This is a genomic window from Spirosoma sp. KCTC 42546 (assembly GCF_006965485.1).
Lineage (GTDB): Bacteria > Bacteroidota > Bacteroidia > Cytophagales > Spirosomataceae > Spirosoma.
On record NZ_CP041360.1, the window covers coordinates 3,455,350 to 3,472,077 of the forward strand.

The window sequence follows — 16,728 nt, forward strand, 5'->3', positions numbered from 1 at the left end:
GGGGTTATACCTTTTATTTTTTTAAGAATTCACCTTACCATACTGAATTTAACCTCCTCAATATTTAATAAACTATTATTAAAATGAATCGAATTAAAAGTCTTGATGGTCTTAGGGCTATATCTATTATCATGGTCTTATTAGTCCATTCTAAACCCACGATGCCTGTCGCATTAGCCGATAGTTTTCTTTTTAAATATCTAATTAGTTCAGGTTTAGGTGTTAAAATATTTTTTGTGATTTCGGGCTACTTGATTACAAAATTATTGATCCAAGAGCGAGAAAAAACAGGAGACATAAACATCAAGAATTTTTACATTAGAAGATCACTTCGAATTTTTCCCATCTTTTATGCTTATATAGTCACAATTGTTTTACTACAACATTTTTACTTTTCTGCCAATGTAGTAAACTATACTACTGTTTTATTCGCTGCACTTTATCTATGGAATTATAAACAAATTTTCGTATCCTCTCAGCCAAATGAGGAGCTTTTTTTTGGACATTTCTGGACGCTGGCAATGGAGGAGCAGTTTTATCTAATTTGGCCCCTTGCCTTTAAGCGGATTAGTCAAAGAAAGCTCATAAACGTTGTCTTGATTATAATAGCAATTATGCCCCTAATCAGAGTTGCTACTTATTTCTTAATGCCTAACTATAGAGGACAGATTGGCATGATGATTCAGACAAGCGGTGATACTATATTAACTGGTTGTTTAGGTGCATTATTGGAAAAACAGATTATTACTTCCCCTCATTTTAAATGGCTAAAAAATAAGCTATTTATGGGTGCTATTATACTTTTTATATTCGTTATTTCAAGGATTTTAATAGCAAAATTTGGGGGAATGTACGCCCTAACAATTGGTAGTTCGTTATCTAATGTGTGCGTACTAATATTTGTTTTTTGGTGTATATATATTCCTACCTTATTTTCAGATTTTCTTAACAATAAAATTATTATTCATATTGGTGTGCTATCCTACTCATTATATATTTGGCATTTATTATTCATCAGAGATATTAATAGCTTATTAATAAATAAACAAGCAGAAACCTTCTGGTTCAATAAGTTTCCCCAAAATTTAGTTTTTGCTTTTTTAGCTGCCTTTGTTTCATTTTACCTAATTGAGCAACCAATTAACAAGTTGAAAGCAAAGTTTCATAAATCATCAAAAAAAACTAAGTTATCAGCTAATGAGTCCACGGTTTAACTCAGATTAAAGATCTTTCAATCTGAGTTGAATAATAAATTCCATTTGTGGTTTAACCCTAAATTTGTAGTTAATTCCACTTGTACTTACGAAACCTCTCTTTCGTAAGTACAAGTGTTTTCTAGTAGTCTCGTTTATTTCTCCTTAATTAGAGCTGTGGCCTGAAACCAACCTAACTTTCTTATGACTGTTGCTATTTCACTAAAGCGTATTTTTATGGAAATACTGAAGAAATCCCAACCTCTTTCCGGCCCTTGGACGTTGTTGCTAGCCATTTCAGGGTATCTACTCTTGCTGGCTGCCAAAGGAGTTTGGAGGCATAGTTAGTAACTAAGTATTTAAATTACTTGGCTACTATGCTTTACAGAATAACTGTTGACCCTACCGTTGCCCCTAACGATTCAATCGTGTTGCCCGTCAAGTGCCCTTTCCAGCTATTTTGACCCGCATACATGTTTGTGTAGGTGCCACTCACAAGCTGTATCGTATAGGTCGCAATAGCCGTTCCCCAGTAGTCAGTAATACAGATAATAGCAAGTATCAAGTCACTTACTAGTGTCATAGCCGAACGGATTTGCGCATGGCTTGTGTAGCTACCCACACTATCGGGAATTCTACACCCACTTAGGTCAAGTTCACGCAAACTACCTGAATTGAGCAGTATAGCACATAATTCGTTGAATTTTTTATCGTGTTTCTAGTCGCATCCAATGTTGCACTACCATCACCTCCTGTCTGTATGGCCAATTGCAAGCCCACGCCAGCAACATCTACGATGTTGTTTGAAACTTTATTAGTTCCTTGTATGAACAATATATCCAAACCAATGCCATCGTTCGTACTGAAATTATTGATGATTTGGCAATTGATGCTATATAGAGTGGAGGAACTATACGCATTGGCGATTTGATAGCCTGACGAATTGTATTCGCTAGTATTTGTACTGATAATTGTACCATTACCACCTCGGCTTTATTTTTACAAGATTGGGTAGCCAGCTAAACCATATATATTATGAGGATTGACCAAGATCATGTTGTTCCTTTATCAATTTTTAATTTTATTTTTCATCTATATTTCAGTAGTTATTTAGCGGCATGATTATAAATGTCTGACTATTAGATAGATAATGTTAGTATTTAGATTGACAGTATATTTTCGGTAAATATACGCAATAGGAGTTACGAAGAATGATTTTCGATTGGGCTACCTCCTATAACAACGGAACCAAACTGACTGGCAAATCGTAATTTGTACATCCTTTAAGTACGGCTTTAGTGACCGTCCGACATAATTAACAGAAAACTGAGTCGGGTTTGAGAACCCATTATTATACAATGGTCAATATTGGCAATATACAACTTCCGGATTTTCCGTTGCTGCTGGCACCTATGGAGGACGTTAGCGATCCCCCATTTCGTGCGGTTTGTAAAGCCAACGGAGCCGACCTGATGTATACTGAATTCATATCGTCCGAAGGCTTGATTCGGGATGCTGCCAAGAGTGTTCAAAAACTGGATATCTTTGAATACGAGCGCCCAATTGGTATCCAGCTCTTTGGTTCTGATGTGGAAACGATGGGTGAATGCGCACGAATAGCCACCCGCGCTAATCCTGACCTAATTGATATCAACTATGGTTGCCCAGTCAAAAATGTAGCTTGCCGGGGGGCGGGGGCTGCCTTGTTGCAGGATATTCCCAAGATGGTTCGCATGACCGAGGCCGTTGTGAAAGCGACTCACCTGCCTGTAACCGTAAAAACCCGACTGGGTTGGGATGAGAGTACGAAGAATGTGGGCGAAGTAGCTGAACGGTTGCAGGATATTGGCATCAAAGCGTTGACCGTTCATGGTCGCACGCGCGTCCAGATGTATAAAGGCGAGGCCGACTGGACACTCATCGGGCGTATCAAGGAAAACCCACGCATTCAGATCCCAATATTTGGAAATGGAGATATTGACACGCCCGAAAAAGCGCTGGAGTACAAAAACCGGTACGGCGTCGATGGCGTAATGATTGGCCGGGCCAGTATTGGGCATCCCTGGATTTTCAACGAAATCAAGCACTTTGTTCAAACGGGCCAGCATTTGGCTCCGCCGACTATTGCTGATCGGGTAGCGGTTTGCCGCCAGCATCTCGATTTCTCGATTCGCTGGAAGGGTGAAATTGTGGGGCTTTTTGAAATGCGTCGACATTATGCTAATTACTTCAAAGGCCTGCCCGATTTTAAACCCTACCGAATGCAACTGGTAACGACCGATTCGTATAGCGGGGTGAGTGCTGTTCTGGACGAAGTGGCTGAACAGTATAATGGGGAACTGGTATAAACAAAATGCTAACAACTTTCAGAAAGTTTACACTCCATGCACCTTCAGCGGTATAGTTGGCTATGTGTGTTAATTACAGTCTGTTCAATAGCTTGTAAGAAGGACGTCGAAGAAATCGCAACACCACCTGACCAAACGTTAAGCTGGCAGCTTGATAATGATTTTCTTTTCGACGAGAAGACTCAGTTGAACAGTTACGCCGATACCAGTCTGATTATACTGTCGGGTGCCCAAACAACGTCCATTGCTCCTGGTGAGCAACAATCCAAGTACGATACAACATTCACTCACTACGGGGGACAAGCTTAGCCGAATGGACGCACGGATTATCGGCCTTGTCTGAGTTCATCTTTTATTGCTTTTCTAAATTATGACCGGGTTAATGTCATCCCAACGGCTAGTCCAGTGCTGGCACGTGGTAATGATTACGTAAGAATGTCCCAGCTTGATGCCGATTTTGCTGGCTTTATTACGTTGGCCGTTAATCAAGGTGAAACCATGGTTGTTAACAGGCAAAACCAGTTAATCATACCTTATCAACGGTATGACAGATCATACTCTACACCAGTTATTAATGGTGCTAATATCAGCCTGGTACTTTTATCCATTAATGTTCCTGCCTGGCCCAATTTAGGCTTGGACGTGACGAAAACCCAACTTATTACTCTGGAAGGAGCTGGTTTCCCATATAGCATGGGTAGTGCAGGAGATTATTTTATTGTTTCAACTGTAAAAGGTACGTTTCGGATTTCTCCCACTGGAGTATACGAAAAAACCTATCCATATGGGTTACTGCGTCAGTTTTCCTATAATGGAACTGTATATGGTGTAACCTATGCTAATAGTACTTCGCTTCAGTTGGTTGCCTCAACGGACCAGGGAAAAACCTGGTCGGTGGTAGCTAACCAGGTATCAGATACGTATCGACTACTGGTCTATAAACAGGTCAATAATCTACTGATTGGTATGTACAATAGCCAGCTTTTCCAGCTACAACTTACGGCAACCACCCTCACACCGACAGAACTGGATAATACGAATTTATTTGGAAATCGTATTACATCTGTAGCCGCCTTCCATAACACAGTATACGTTTCGACGCTATCGGGTGTATTTACCAAACCACTTCGTACCTTTCTGACACCAAAGAAAGAGAAGTAACTGCTCTAAACTCGCTTCGATTAGCCCAGGGAAAATGACGACAGAAGAACCGGTTGTAATTCCTCAAAAACGCCCGTTACTGGCGTGGGTGCTGCTTTGCTCACTGGCCTTAGTCTGGGGCAGTTCATTTATTCTGATAAAACGGAGTCTGGTTTCCTTTCCACCTGAGCAGGTAGGCGCAGGCCGACTGGTCTTTGCACTCTTCTTTTTTACACCATTTCTGGCGAGACAAAGTCGTCAGCCTGATGTTCGGGTGGCTGTCCGGCATCGGTGGGTAGCGCTGCTGGCGTCGGGAATAATTGGATTCGTGATTCCTGCCTTCCTGTTTGCCGAAGCAGGGGCGCATCTTAATAGCTCACTGGCGGGGGCGTTGAATTCGCTCAGCCCGTTATTTACGCTGATTCTAGGGGGCGTATTTTTCGGTCAGTCACTCAAGCTTCGACAGGTTGCTGGTATTTTACTGGGCTTGGCGGGCTCATTACTACTGGTATTTTTCAGCGCAACCGGTTCTTTTCAGATTAATGAATACGCCCTGCTGGTCGTAGTAGCCACCATTTGTTATGGCCTAAATACCAATCTTATTGGGCGTTACCTGAGTCACCTGCCTGCGTTAGTATCAACAGCCTGGCTGTTTGCTTTTGCTGGGCCCATTGCCCTGCTTACGCTCATGCCAACCGATTTTTTGAGCCGTGTCATCAATGCTGAAAATAGCTGGTCGTTGGGAGCGTTGGTTACACTGGGCGTATTTGGGTCGGGGTTAATGTCCATCTTTTTTAACCGGGTTATGCAATTGTCGTCGCCTTTGTTTGCGGCTTCCGTTACGTATCTGATTCCCATTGTAGCGCTCATGTGGGGCGTTTTAGATGGCGAAACCATCTATGCGGTGCAATTTGCCGGAATGGGTGTGTGTTTGCTGGGGATTTGGTTGGTAAATAAATCGTAGGTTTATTTAAGTTTATTTCGAGAAACGTATGTACACTGCCACCCTGACCGACCTTAAAAATCCCCCATTTTTAATTGACTTTTCTGCGGATGGGCAAACGCTCAATGGCGAACCATTTGCCTGGGATTTAGTAAAACTCTCTGCGCAAACATTTCATATTCTTCATCAGAATCGTTCCTACACAGCTGAAGTACTAGAGTTGAATGCGGCTGATAAAACGGTTAGTCTGAAGATAAACGGTCATATTTATCACGTTCAGCTAAAAGATCGGTTTGACCTATTGCTCGAAAAAATGGGCATGAGTACGCTGGCAAGTACGAAAATTAATGAACTGAAAGCGCCCATGCCGGGATTGATTGTGGGTATCAGCGTTCAGCCCGGTGATGTGGTCAATAAAGGGGATAGCTTGCTAATTCTGGAAGCCATGAAGATGGAGAATATGTTGAAGGCACCTGGTGAAGCTACTATTAAAACGATTCGGGTAGGTAAGGGCGACCGGGTTGAAAAGGGACAGGTACTGGTAGAATTCCTGTAGGCCGGTGTTTAGAGGAGTATGGACTCCCTGCATTCACGTCGTCGTTTTCTCAAGCAAGCTACGCTGGCCGCTGGCGCATTGCCACTACTGCCAGGAACCCTGATTACGTCAGTCAACTCATTGAACACTGACTTGCCAGATATTCATGTTTTTTCGAAGCACCTTCAATTCCTGAACTATAGCGATATGGCTGATGCAGCCGCTAGTATGGGATTCGATGGTGTTGATCTAACCGTTCGCCCAGAGGGGCATGTAGTACCCGATCGCGTGGAGGAGGACCTGCCCAAAGCTGTTGATGCATTGAAAAAAGCTGGCCTTGCACCCAAACTGATGACGACGGCGGTTGGCGATGCGACTAATGGAACTGATAGTCGACTCCTGAAAACAGCCGCTCGGCTTGGGTTCCAGGCTTATCGGATGAAATGGTATTCGTATACCGATAAACAATCTATCCCGGATTCAATCGAACATTTTCAAGGTCAACTTCGTGCCTTGAGTGAGCTAAACAAAAGCCTGAATCTGACGGGTTGCTATCAAAATCACGCGGGGTTGTTGGTGGGCGCATCGGTCTGGGAGCTTTGGGAAATGCTCAAAACTGCTGATCAACAGCATATGGGTGTACAATACGATATTCGGCACGCCACCGTTGAAGGCGGAATGGCCTGGCCAACTGGTGTACGGTTGCTGATACCCCACATCAAAACGATTGCCATAAAAGATTTTCGTTGGGAGAAGAAATCAACCGGCTCATTAGCAGGTAAATGGGTTGTACAGGATGTGCCACTGGGAGAAGGCATGGTCGACTTTACCGCCTACTTCAAACAACTTAAACAAGCTAACATTCGCGTACCCATATCGCTACATTACGAGTACCCACTGGGCGGTGCCGAGCATGGAGCTACTCAGTTGTCAATTCCGAAAAATGACTTGTTTGCAGCCATGAAGCGGGACCTCAATCGGCTGAAAGAACTTTGGCAATCGGCCTGATTAAAGGAGAAGAGGGAGGAGGGCGGAAAGGGACTATGAAGCAAATATAGTCTGACAAAATCCCTTTCCTCCCTCTTGGCCCTTTCTTCCTTCCTCCCTTTTTCCCTATCTTTGCCCGCAAAATTTCCCTACATGACATCGCAGACAAAGTATAAGCGTATCCTGCTCAAGCTGAGCGGGGAGGCTCTGGCTGGGCCAAATGGTTACAATATTGATCCAGTAGTGCTCGAACAGTATAGCAAGGAAATCAAACAAGTTGTTGATTTGGGCGTGCAGGTAGCCATCGTTATTGGCGGTGGAAACATCTTCCGGGGCGTCTCGGGTGAGCGCTCGGGAATCGACCGAGTACAGGGCGATTACATGGGTATGCTCGCAACGGTTATCAACGCGATGGCTATTCAGAGCTCGCTCGAAAAGCATAAGATGTATACCCGCGTGATGTCGGCTATTAAGATGGAGCAGGTTTGCGAACCCTATGTGCGTCGGCGGGCGGTGCGCCATCTTGAAAAAGGCCGGGTGGTTATCTTTGCCGCCGGTACTGGTAATCCCTACTTCACAACCGACTCCACAGCGGCATTGCGAGCAATTGAAGTAGAAGCCGACGTTGTCCTCAAAGGCACGAAGGTAGACGGCGTTTACACAGCCGATCCGATGAAGGATAAAACAGCTACGCGATATACGAGCATAACCTTCGATGACGTTTACGAAAAGAAACTAAGCGTAATGGATCTCACGGCCTTTACCCTTTGCCAGGAAAACAATTTGCCTATCATTGTTTTTAATATGAACAAGCAAGGTAGTCTGCTCAAGCTAATTGAGGGTGATGATAACCAGGGCACGCTTATTACAATGACATTACCATAAACTTATACATGGATTTATGATATACGAGTTACGATGTGCGATTTATGTTCGTGCGTCAGCCCAAATCGTATATCGTATTTCTTAAATCGTAAATCAATTCATGGAAGAAATCGAGTTATTTCTCGACGATGCAAAGGATACGATGGAAAAAGCGCTTAAGCACTTAGCCATCGAATTAACTAAAATTCGTGCCGGGAAGGCCAACGCAGGCATGCTCGATGGCATTCAGGTTGAATACTATGGAATGCTATCGCCTTTGCATACAGTTGCGTCGGTTAACACCCCCGATGCCCGTACTATTTCGATCAAGCCATTTGAGAAAAAGATGATTGGCGAAGTAGAAAAGGCTATCCGTAATTCAAATCTGGGCCTGAACCCGAACAACGACGGTGAACAGATTCGGTTGAATATTCCACCGCTAACCGAAGAGCGTCGGCGCGATCTGGTGAAGAAAGTAAAACAGGAAGTAGAAACGGCCAAAATCAACGTTCGGAACATTCGCAAAGATACCAACGACGACATTCGGAAGCTGGTGAAAGATGGCGTATCGGAAGATGCCGTAAAAATGGGTGAAGAGCGCGTTCAGAAACTTACGGATGCCTTCATTGCTCGCATTGACGAGACATTTGTGGCGAAGGAGAAAGATATTCTGTTGGTGTAAACCAGTTTCTGATTTTTTCCTAGGTATAAAAGCAATAGCCGCCCATGTTTCGATATGGACGGCTATTGCTTTTATAATTATACAATCCCAGTTGATTTGTCAAATACACCTATTCGGAGACATCCTTCTAAAAAAGGTACACGCAAAAAATTCAATTCTTTCATGGGCTCTTTTTTCTTTTGCCTGAGATAGAGAGTCAAATACTGATCTGGTTTTATTGTTTGTCCATATAATATAGAATGATTGCTCAATTCATCATATACTTGAGTTATCCAATATCTTGAATCATCGCTTCGACATTTGTCAATATATCGTTCACTGATACGATATATTTTTTCCCAAGTTATTAATTCTTCAGATTGTGAATCACAAGCCAAATTAATCTCAACTCGGTTGTCATCTGGTCTCTTATAATTTAAATAGATAATGTTAATCTGAATTATTATGTCAGAAAGTACGGATGAGAATGGATAAAAAGCTTTTCGTGTACCGCCTAATATAGGGTCAATAGCTAGTTTATAAGACGTATTACATGTTTTACAAGCAGGAACAAGATTACTCAAATTAACTGTATTAAATGGGTAATCACTCTTAGGTAGATAGTGATCGTACGCATCGCGTACTGACAGTCGTTCAGACATAACATCGCTAAGACCACAGAAAGGACACTTATCCAGCACATTATGCCGCATGAACGCATCATAGTGATCATCAATATGTCCACAACGGGAATAGAAGGGTTGTAATTTAAAAACGTGGATATATAGATTATAACAGAATGTCTTTAATTGTTTTGCTAAATCTGTATCAATCGATTCAATAGTTGTGTATAAAACAGGTTGGATAACACCAGCACATAAGCCCTCAATTGCATTATTGTTACGAAAAGCTTTTGCCAATAGTAGGCGCTGGTCTCGGTTCAAATTTTGGCAAATAGAATAAATGCTACAAATTGGTGCCAACAGGTAGTCGTTTTTGTTGCCACTGATCTCAGTGACAATTGATTGGAAATCAGGGTGTAGTAACGACACGTCGAACGGTTCGTATGCTCTACACCATACATGAAAAACTGTATGCTGTAAGAAAAACTGTAAGCGTTCAATTGAATGGGATACGTAGCGGTATGAAAATAACATAGCCTTAATCTATCGGATTTTCTAATTCGTCAAGGAAACGTAAAAACAACATTTTTTCAACTGAATCTCCAAACTGGTCGGTAAGGTGACGAACCTCAGCTATTGTTTTTCGACCCTCTCTAACCTCTTGCTCCAATACATTTAATCTGTCCATTACCATCCCTGAGATAGTTTCTCGTTTGCCAAAAACCTTTAATGTTATTTGATTTATTGAAGCTCCGAAGGTGTTGAAATCAGGCCGTTTAGGTTCTTGTTGCCCGCGTTTAAAAAGTAACACTTTATCCGGTTTACAGTCCGAGATGATAAATGGTGAATGCGTCGTTAGTAAAACCTCCTGTTCGCGTTGAGGATGTTCGGGTTCAAATTTATCGTAGTTGTAAGAATCACTAGCTTCTTCGGAGTCATAATAGTCCCATTCAGGATCATGAACTACTTCATTGAGCAGACTAACGAACCGACTACGCCATTCAGGATTAAAGTGCGTTTCTGGTTCGTCAAAAAGAAACAATGTACCAGGCGCATTTAATAGCATGAGTGAACCCATGACGTGTAACAACTGGTGTTCGCCGTCGGACAATTGCTGGTAGTAAACAGGCTTGGCCACCCCGGTTTTACGAAACGCAATATCTCCTATTGAAAATAAAAGTTGCTGCTCTTCATATTTTGGTAATAAATCCGACAAATTATCGCCAGACTGAAGGTTTTTGACCCGTTCACGTAATACATCGCTATATAAACGGACATTCAGCAGTTGCAGCAAATACAGTCCTTGAAATAATTCGCTGGGTTCACCAAAGTGATCCCGAAACGCTTGTCGAACTGCATCTGTATAATCGGCCAGGAAGTCAGCTGCTGTTTCTGGAGGTGCGTCTAGTTTAAAATCCATTCGGATTTCAGTACGCCCATCCTCTAATATTTTCTCATTAGAAAGGGTTGCACATCGACGTAATTTCTGAACCACTCTGTCTAAATTATTATTCAAACTAATTCGGGCAGGTATACGCAATGTAATGCGGAAGCTCTCAAGAAAATTAACGTTAAGTAGTTGATTGAGTGTTGCTAAACGAGGGTACGCTTCTCGTTGATTTTGGCTAATACTGTATTCTTTAAAAGGGAATAGGTAATTAGACAGTACAACCGCTTTGTTAGAATCATAATCAATAAAAAGCAACCTGTTTAAGGCGAGGTTAACGAGTGATGATACTTGTTCTGACTTCTTATCATCGAACAGGTTTTCATCGACATAATGCATATTCATCCGAATAAACGGATTTGATAATAGCTCGTTAAGCCCCGATGAATAACCAACAACATGCCGGGGTAGTGGCATAAATGGCGTCTGGAATACTGGAGAAGTTGATTCATGGTGGTGCTCCAAGACATCCCAACTTGGTAACTCACCTGGATTTTTGCGAATATGAAGTTTGGGATTTATACGTTGCTGTGCGTTCAGTGAGTCCGTAAAACTGAGCTGGACATAAGAGCTATCGAATCGGGAACGAATCCAGTCTTCAGAACGACGCAGGGCATCTTCGAGTACGACAGCCCACGTAGCTGGATCAAATGCATATTCTACGATAAAACCAAACGACGTTTTATACTCCTCCAAACCAGCTTCCAATGCGTTATCGCTGTCCCTTTCCTGTATGATGTTCTCCTGGAACTGAGCCCGTAGTTTTGGGTCATAATGTGTTTGAGTAGTTGGATTCGAAGCCAATTTGTCAGCCGCTCGCTGATAGTTTTCTAAGTAATAAAACAATTCAGCGATTACTTCAAGGAGGTTTGATTTACCCGAACCGTTTAAGCCGACTAAACAAATCGGCTCAAGCCCATTAGCGAGTAGACCTCCTGTAGTGGGAGCATAAAACGTTACGTTGAAACCGCTGGGTAGGCCTCGAAATGGGCTGAGCAGGTGTAGGCGAAGTAGCTTCATAGCTTCATATACGAGGTGCCCCTGCTTTTAACTGTACAGCCCGTTCTTTAGTATCGTATGTTTGAGTTAGATGGCCTGAGTCAATGGCGTTAAAAACCAATTCGCGCAGTTTAGGATAATCTGCATTGGGAAATACATTTTGCAAATCTTCTAAAGTAATAGACTGGTTATTAACTTGAGAGCGGAGATTCTGCCAAATTAATTCTTCAGAAGTGTCTTGACTATTTGTAGAAGTCGGGCGTGAAACGACTTCGTTTACTTTGCTCACATCGAGATCCCCCTGGAAGGCCGCTTGTAGTAAGCTTTGATACAGTAACTGCAAGCTTGTTAATGATGTCTGTTGTTGTACCCTTATGTTAGTAACTCGCTCGACTACTGCCGCGAATTGAGTTTGAAGGGCTATAGGTGGCAAAGGAAGGTTTAAATTGCTTAATCTATCTTTCGATATATTCGGCATTGAACCAGCACTTCCTGAAGCTAATGCTTGAACGATTTTCCTGAATCCGATGTGGTTAATAAGATAGTATAGATAATGGGGCAAGGCAATATCTTTTCTGTAAACAAGCCGAAAAATGGTGTCAGACATCATTAACTTAGGTAAAGTATCAAAGACCAATACGCAAGCCCCTACTAATTCTCTTGTATTTTTACGGGAGAATAGTAAATCACCTTTATGGACTTCAATATCGGAACGCGGTATTACATTCTCGGGTAACTTCTTATTCTCTTTAGGTTTGTAAAATCTGCTACTGATGGCACCTAGCTTTAATACACCCCATTCATTCTCATTAATTTTTGGCGTACTTAAACAGACTGGACTCCAACCACTTTCTATTTTGAGAACACATTCCCCTAATTTTCGCTTTTCCCAACCTTTTTCATTCCGAACCGGGTCACCGAAGAATTCATAAAATGTGCTTTTGAGTAGTTCGTCTAATGCTGTAAGGGTGCGCTGCCGGGCTCTGATGAGATTCTGTGCCCTGCTTAATACTTGAGCGATTTGGCGTTGAGTTATGAGGTCTGGGAGAGGTATTTCTAGTGCTTTAATTTTACCTAAACTCAAAGCAGGCTGTGCAGTTTTTGAAGCTGACTTAAGTAACTGTCGCTTTATTTCAACACTATTGAGAATCTTTACTAAGTAATCAGGATCAATCTTTAATAGATCAGGCGTTATTTTGGCTAAGTTGGCAGGAATTATTGCATACGGAAAGCCACGAAGATCATCTATTTGTGCACTATAGCCGATTGATCCGATTTTGATCATCAGTACATCACCTACATATACTTTGCTTCTTGAAAGTTCATTTGCTTTCTCATTAGTAATAAATCGAATATTGTTGAAGTTGAATGTATCTCCAGTTATATTCTGACCCTGTAGTACAGGAATCCCCTTATCGACATAGTCACTGGTTTTGAGAGAAGACCCAAATGGGCCATCAACGATTGCATTTCTGACATTAGCAGCAATACTGCTCAAAGTCGCATAGTTCATTTTAAAAAGCCCTCCAATTCGCTTAATCCTGCCATAATTTCAGTTTCCAGCGTTCGCAACTCTGATAGTATTAGGCTAGGTGTTTTATATTCTGTTGAGACATAGTCGTCTTCTTTGTATTTACTAAGGCTGAGGTCATAGCTATTATCGACCAATTCAGATTTGGGCACTACGAAACAGCGGCCTTTACGACCTTTAGGCGGTTTACTGGTACGTTCGCGGTATAGCGTCACAATAGCCTGCAAGTCACCATAGCTGTCAAGTTTGGCTCGTTTATCATCCAAAGTCCGTCCATCAGCAAGCATCTCGTAAAACCAAGTTTGAGTAGTAGTGCCTCCTTTAGTGAAAATTAGGATGGCCGTACTCACCCCTGCGTAAGGCTTAAATACGCCACTTGGCATTGTAATCACTGCTTTAAGCTCACAGTCGTCTACAATAATCTTTCGAGCTTCAACAAAGGCTTTACTTGAACTGAACAGTACACCCTGTGGTACAATTATAGCCGCCGTACCACCCACACTTAGCATTCTGTAGATACCAGCAATAAATAGGATCTCAGTTTTTCGGGTATCAACCATTTGTAATAAACCATCGTTGATATCCTCTTTGTTGATATTGCCCGTAAAGGGTGGATTTGCTAATACAAAATCATACCGGCTGTCTTCATTATAACCTCGGGAAAGCGTGTCTTGATACTTAATTTGTGGATTGCTGAAACCGTGCATCATTAGGTTCATTAGCCCCATACGTACCATAGTTTGGTCAATGTCAAAACCATGAAAACAGTCGTGCTCCCAACTGGATTTGCGAGTATAGTCTATAAGTTTATCCGCTTTAGTTCCTCGAATGAAGCCATCTTCATCTTTTTTGCGATAAGCATCGGATGTAAATTGCGTCAGTATATAAATATAAGCTGCAACTAAAAAACCGCCTGTACCACAGGCGGGGTCGGCTATGGAAGCGCCGAATTGTGGTTGCACTAATTCGACAATCAGATTGATGATATGACGAGGAGTGCGAAACTGTCCATTCTTACCGGCTGATGCAATTTCCGAAAGCAAGTATTCATATACATCGCCCTGAATATCTTGTACCGAATGCCCTCGGCCATCAACAGCCGAGTCATGAGTAATCTTAATATAGATTTCATCAATAATTTTCACCGCGTCCACCATCAGGGACGGTTTTGGAATGATGAATACCGCGTTTTTCATGTGCTCTGCGAACGGCGAGTCGGCCGGAGAGAGCGTTTTTAGAAATGGAAAGACATCCGTCTGTATATGACTAAGTAACTTGTCGCCAGGCATATCTTTGAAGTAAAACCAACGAAGCTCTTGCCTAGGGAAAATGCTAACATAGGTTTCATCATTTGTCATACGTTCCGCGTCGTCTTCGTCGAGTCGACGCATGAAGAGCAGGTAAGTGATTTGCTCAATGGCAGTAATCGGATTACTAATTCCACCTGACCAAAACTTATTCCAAAGTTGTTTAATCAGTTGTTTAATATCAGAATTTTGAAGCATTATCGAATGAGTGGTATTATTAACGCTAGGGTTACTTCGTCATAGAAATTTACATGACTAGTATTGCTATGCAACTTGTCAAACCGTACACTTGAGAAAAGCAATTAAGCCCAACCTGCCAAATATAAATAGAATCACTTGTTTGCCATTACGTCGCTACGCGGGGATTTGGGACTATTTTCGTATCTAGTTGATTTTAAGCTGGTCCACTTTAGGGATGGAGTGGTTTGTATTTTCATATATTTGCTCATTCCGTACCTTGTTCAACCATGCTTATTACTGACACGTCGTATCGGCTTCCTCGTCTGACGGCCTTACGATACAACGATACGTTTACGACCGGTGCTAATCAACCTGGATTAGTAGCTGCCCGTAACCAGCAAACCCGACAATTAATTGACTGCGTTGTAAAGTTTCGTGGTGGTGAGCGTATGACGCCCGAAGCTTGTGCTCGCGAACTATTAGCTGCCTTTATTGCTAAGGAGTGGGGAATTCGGGTGGTTGAACCAGTTTTAGTAGACGTAGGAGACGAGTTTGTGGAACTCGAACGAGGTAAACCACATTATCAACTGCTGGCAAAGAGTATTGGTCTGAATGTTGGTTCAGTTTATGTGCCGGGTTATGATACGCTCCCTGTTCATCAACCCCTGAGTGCCGTGGAACTGCCACAAGCACAGCACATTTTTGTCTTTGATGTGTTTATTCAAAATGCAGACAGGCGGGCCGAGAAACCTAATTTGATGGCGAATGGGCAGGAACTGGTTATATACGATCATGAATTAGCTTTTAGTTTTATTCAGGCTTTATTCAAAAATGCTAAGCCCTATCAACTGCGAGAACAGGATCGCATATGGATAGAAAACCTATTTTTGCTGGCTAAAATTAAACGTTTCCCATTACCAGAAATAGCTATTCAAGAAGCATTTGGTCGCTTGGATAACAAATTTTGGGATAAAGCGTTTGAACTGATACCCCCGGAATGGCGCACTGACCAATTGCCGGAAATACGGAGTTTTTTGACCGAGATAGTCAACAACAGCGATTTGTTTGTGCAATCCGTTAAACCATTTTTAGTATGAAAACCTACGAATATCAGGTACTGCGTTACCTGCCCGACCGCGTGAGCGGGGAGTTTGTCAACGTGGGTTTAGTCTTATTTCAGGCAGAATCTCGTTTTGTAAAGGCTGGATTTATTCGCTCAGTCAGTCGTGTAAGCTCGTTTTTTCCTGGACTTGACGGTCGTAATTTGCAGCGTCGATTGCGGCATTTGGAAGCAATGCTGGAAGACTATGCTGATCGTCTCAACATTGACCGTCAAGTGCGCTTAGAAAAGCCAACAAGTTTGGAGTCGATTACGAATCGGTTTTTAGTCAAGGACGATACGGCACTTCAATTCTCTGAAGTGAAATACGGGTTAGATGATGATTTAGAATTGACTTTTGGAGAACTATATGACCGCATGGTCGAGAATTATACGCCAGAAGTTAGTGAGGATATACGTACCGATTATGACGTTTGGAAAAAGCTTTACCGACCACTTTTTGAAAAACGTAATATTACCAATCGGCTCCAGACTCATAAAGTGACGACAGCAAAAGATGTGATCGAATTTCCATATGCCTGGAAAAACGAAATCTGGCACTGCTATGAACCAGTAACGTTCGATTTGAAAAAAGCGGATTCAGTAAAAAACAAGGTGTATCGGTGGGTGGGCCGCCTTGATGAACTACGTACCGCAGATGAACCCATTACGCTTCAATTACTAGCGGCTCTTCCAACGGACGATCCTGAATTGATGGCCTTTGTGTTGGATAAGCTTGATAACAAGGTGTTTGGCTCGGCAACGGTTTCGGTAGTCAAGCAGCAGGAAGCAGAACAATTTACGCAACAAGTGCAGGAAGAAATAATAGAGCATGAAACTAAATAAACAAGTAAGTCTGGCACATTGACCA

Annotated in this window: 16 protein-coding genes; 11 read left to right on the forward strand and 5 right to left on the reverse strand. The window is 42.3% G+C overall.

Annotated elements, in window-relative coordinates; translation table 11 throughout:
- Positions 1–83 precede the first annotated feature (83 nt).
- Positions 84–1,214 (forward strand): acyltransferase, encoded by a 1,131-nt coding sequence (locus tag EXU85_RS14100; protein WP_142772698.1) that lies wholly within the window; start codon positions 84–86, stop codon positions 1,212–1,214.
- Between the two features lie 361 nt (positions 1,215–1,575).
- On the opposite strand, the gene EXU85_RS14105 is transcribed toward EXU85_RS14100, so the two are convergent.
- Positions 1,576–1,776, reverse strand: a complete 201-nt coding sequence (locus EXU85_RS14105; RefSeq protein ID WP_142772699.1) for a hypothetical protein — start codon at positions 1,774–1,776, stop codon at positions 1,576–1,578.
- 775 nt (positions 1,777–2,551) lie between these two features.
- Here EXU85_RS14105 and dusB point away from each other — a divergent pair.
- The 8 genes from dusB to frr all read left to right on the forward strand — a co-directional run bounded on the left by dusB (position 2,552) and on the right by frr (position 8,692).
- Positions 2,552–3,541 (forward strand): tRNA dihydrouridine synthase DusB, encoded by a 990-nt coding sequence (gene dusB, locus EXU85_RS14110; RefSeq protein ID WP_142776716.1) that lies wholly within the window; start codon positions 2,552–2,554, stop codon positions 3,539–3,541.
- Positions 3,542–3,577: 36 nt separating this feature from the next.
- Complete coding sequence (locus tag EXU85_RS14115) at positions 3,578–3,850, forward strand: hypothetical protein (protein WP_142772700.1); 273 nt, start codon at positions 3,578–3,580, stop codon at positions 3,848–3,850.
- 126 nt (positions 3,851–3,976) lie between these two features.
- Positions 3,977–4,702: a hypothetical protein gene (locus EXU85_RS14120; protein ID WP_142772701.1), complete on the forward strand. Its 726-nt coding sequence runs from the start codon at positions 3,977–3,979 to the stop codon at positions 4,700–4,702.
- Between the two features lie 34 nt (positions 4,703–4,736).
- A complete protein-coding gene (locus EXU85_RS14125) occupies positions 4,737–5,645 on the forward strand; it encodes a DMT family transporter (protein ID WP_142772702.1) in 909 nt (302 codons plus the stop codon).
- A gap of 28 nt (positions 5,646–5,673) precedes the next feature.
- Complete coding sequence (locus EXU85_RS14130) at positions 5,674–6,180, forward strand: acetyl-CoA carboxylase biotin carboxyl carrier protein subunit (protein WP_142772703.1); 507 nt, start codon at positions 5,674–5,676, stop codon at positions 6,178–6,180.
- Between the two features lie 18 nt (positions 6,181–6,198).
- Complete coding sequence (locus tag EXU85_RS14135; protein WP_142772704.1) at positions 6,199–7,167, forward strand: sugar phosphate isomerase/epimerase; 969 nt, start codon at positions 6,199–6,201, stop codon at positions 7,165–7,167.
- Positions 7,168–7,299: 132 nt separating this feature from the next.
- Positions 7,300–8,031 carry a UMP kinase gene (pyrH, locus tag EXU85_RS14140; RefSeq protein WP_142772705.1) on the forward strand — a complete coding sequence of 244 codons (732 nt, stop codon included), beginning with the start codon at positions 7,300–7,302 and terminating at the stop codon, positions 8,029–8,031.
- Between the two features lie 100 nt (positions 8,032–8,131).
- Entirely contained in the window at positions 8,132–8,692 is a 561-nt protein-coding gene (gene frr / locus EXU85_RS14145; protein WP_142772706.1) for a ribosome recycling factor, read from the forward strand.
- A gap of 77 nt (positions 8,693–8,769) precedes the next feature.
- Here frr and EXU85_RS14150 read toward each other — a convergent pair whose 3' ends face one another.
- From EXU85_RS14150 to EXU85_RS14165, 4 genes are all read right to left on the reverse strand, one after another.
- Positions 8,770–9,591 (reverse strand): HNH endonuclease, encoded by an 822-nt coding sequence (locus tag EXU85_RS14150; protein ID WP_142772707.1) that lies wholly within the window; start codon positions 9,589–9,591, stop codon positions 8,770–8,772.
- Positions 9,592–9,832: 241 nt separating this feature from the next.
- Complete coding sequence (locus EXU85_RS14155; RefSeq protein WP_142772708.1) at positions 9,833–11,761, reverse strand: restriction system-associated AAA family ATPase; 1,929 nt, start codon at positions 11,759–11,761, stop codon at positions 9,833–9,835.
- 4 nt (positions 11,762–11,765) lie between these two features.
- Complete coding sequence (locus EXU85_RS14160; RefSeq protein ID WP_142772709.1) at positions 11,766–13,253, reverse strand: restriction endonuclease subunit S; 1,488 nt, start codon at positions 13,251–13,253, stop codon at positions 11,766–11,768.
- A complete protein-coding gene (locus tag EXU85_RS14165) occupies positions 13,250–14,776 on the reverse strand; it encodes a class I SAM-dependent DNA methyltransferase (RefSeq protein WP_142772710.1) in 1,527 nt (508 codons plus the stop codon). The genes EXU85_RS14160 and EXU85_RS14165 overlap by 4 nt, the downstream gene beginning before the upstream one ends.
- Before the next feature lie 269 nt (positions 14,777–15,045).
- Here EXU85_RS14165 and EXU85_RS14170 point away from each other — a divergent pair, with 269 nt between their 5' ends.
- Both EXU85_RS14170 and EXU85_RS14175 read left to right on the forward strand, forming a co-directional pair.
- Positions 15,046–15,855 (forward strand): HipA family kinase, encoded by an 810-nt coding sequence (locus EXU85_RS14170; protein ID WP_142772711.1) that lies wholly within the window; start codon positions 15,046–15,048, stop codon positions 15,853–15,855.
- Positions 15,852–16,703, forward strand: coding sequence for a DUF3037 domain-containing protein (locus tag EXU85_RS14175; RefSeq protein WP_142772712.1), 852 nt, complete (start codon positions 15,852–15,854; stop codon positions 16,701–16,703). Before EXU85_RS14170 ends, EXU85_RS14175 begins: the two co-directional genes overlap by 4 nt.
- Positions 16,704–16,728 lie beyond the last annotated feature (25 nt).

Excerpts from the sequence above, each read along its gene's own strand:
- EXU85_RS14165 (WP_142772710.1), bottom strand. The coding sequence starts at position 14,776 with ATGCTTCAAAATTCTGATATTAAACAACTGATTAAACAACTTTGGAAT.
- EXU85_RS14135 (WP_142772704.1), top strand. The coding sequence starts at position 6,199 with ATGGACTCCCTGCATTCACGTCGTCGTTTTCTCAAGCAAGCTACGCTG.
- EXU85_RS14170 (WP_142772711.1), top strand. The coding sequence starts at position 15,046 with ATGCTTATTACTGACACGTCGTATCGGCTTCCTCGTCTGACGGCCTTA.
- EXU85_RS14130 (WP_142772703.1), top strand. The coding sequence starts at position 5,674 with ATGTACACTGCCACCCTGACCGACCTTAAAAATCCCCCATTTTTAATT.
- pyrH (WP_142772705.1), top strand. The coding sequence starts at position 7,300 with ATGACATCGCAGACAAAGTATAAGCGTATCCTGCTCAAGCTGAGCGGG.
- EXU85_RS14115 (WP_142772700.1), top strand. The coding sequence starts at position 3,578 with ATGCACCTTCAGCGGTATAGTTGGCTATGTGTGTTAATTACAGTCTGT.
- dusB (WP_142776716.1), top strand. The coding sequence starts at position 2,552 with ATGGTCAATATTGGCAATATACAACTTCCGGATTTTCCGTTGCTGCTG.
- frr (WP_142772706.1), top strand. The coding sequence starts at position 8,132 with ATGGAAGAAATCGAGTTATTTCTCGACGATGCAAAGGATACGATGGAA.
- EXU85_RS14100 (WP_142772698.1), top strand. The coding sequence starts at position 84 with ATGAATCGAATTAAAAGTCTTGATGGTCTTAGGGCTATATCTATTATC.
- EXU85_RS14105 (WP_142772699.1), bottom strand. The coding sequence starts at position 1,776 with ATGACACTAGTAAGTGACTTGATACTTGCTATTATCTGTATTACTGAC.
- EXU85_RS14120 (WP_142772701.1), top strand. The coding sequence starts at position 3,977 with ATGTCCCAGCTTGATGCCGATTTTGCTGGCTTTATTACGTTGGCCGTT.
- EXU85_RS14125 (WP_142772702.1), top strand. The coding sequence starts at position 4,737 with ATGACGACAGAAGAACCGGTTGTAATTCCTCAAAAACGCCCGTTACTG.
- EXU85_RS14160 (WP_142772709.1), bottom strand. The coding sequence starts at position 13,253 with ATGAACTATGCGACTTTGAGCAGTATTGCTGCTAATGTCAGAAATGCA.
- EXU85_RS14155 (WP_142772708.1), bottom strand. The coding sequence starts at position 11,761 with ATGAAGCTACTTCGCCTACACCTGCTCAGCCCATTTCGAGGCCTACCC.
- EXU85_RS14175 (WP_142772712.1), top strand. The coding sequence starts at position 15,852 with ATGAAAACCTACGAATATCAGGTACTGCGTTACCTGCCCGACCGCGTG.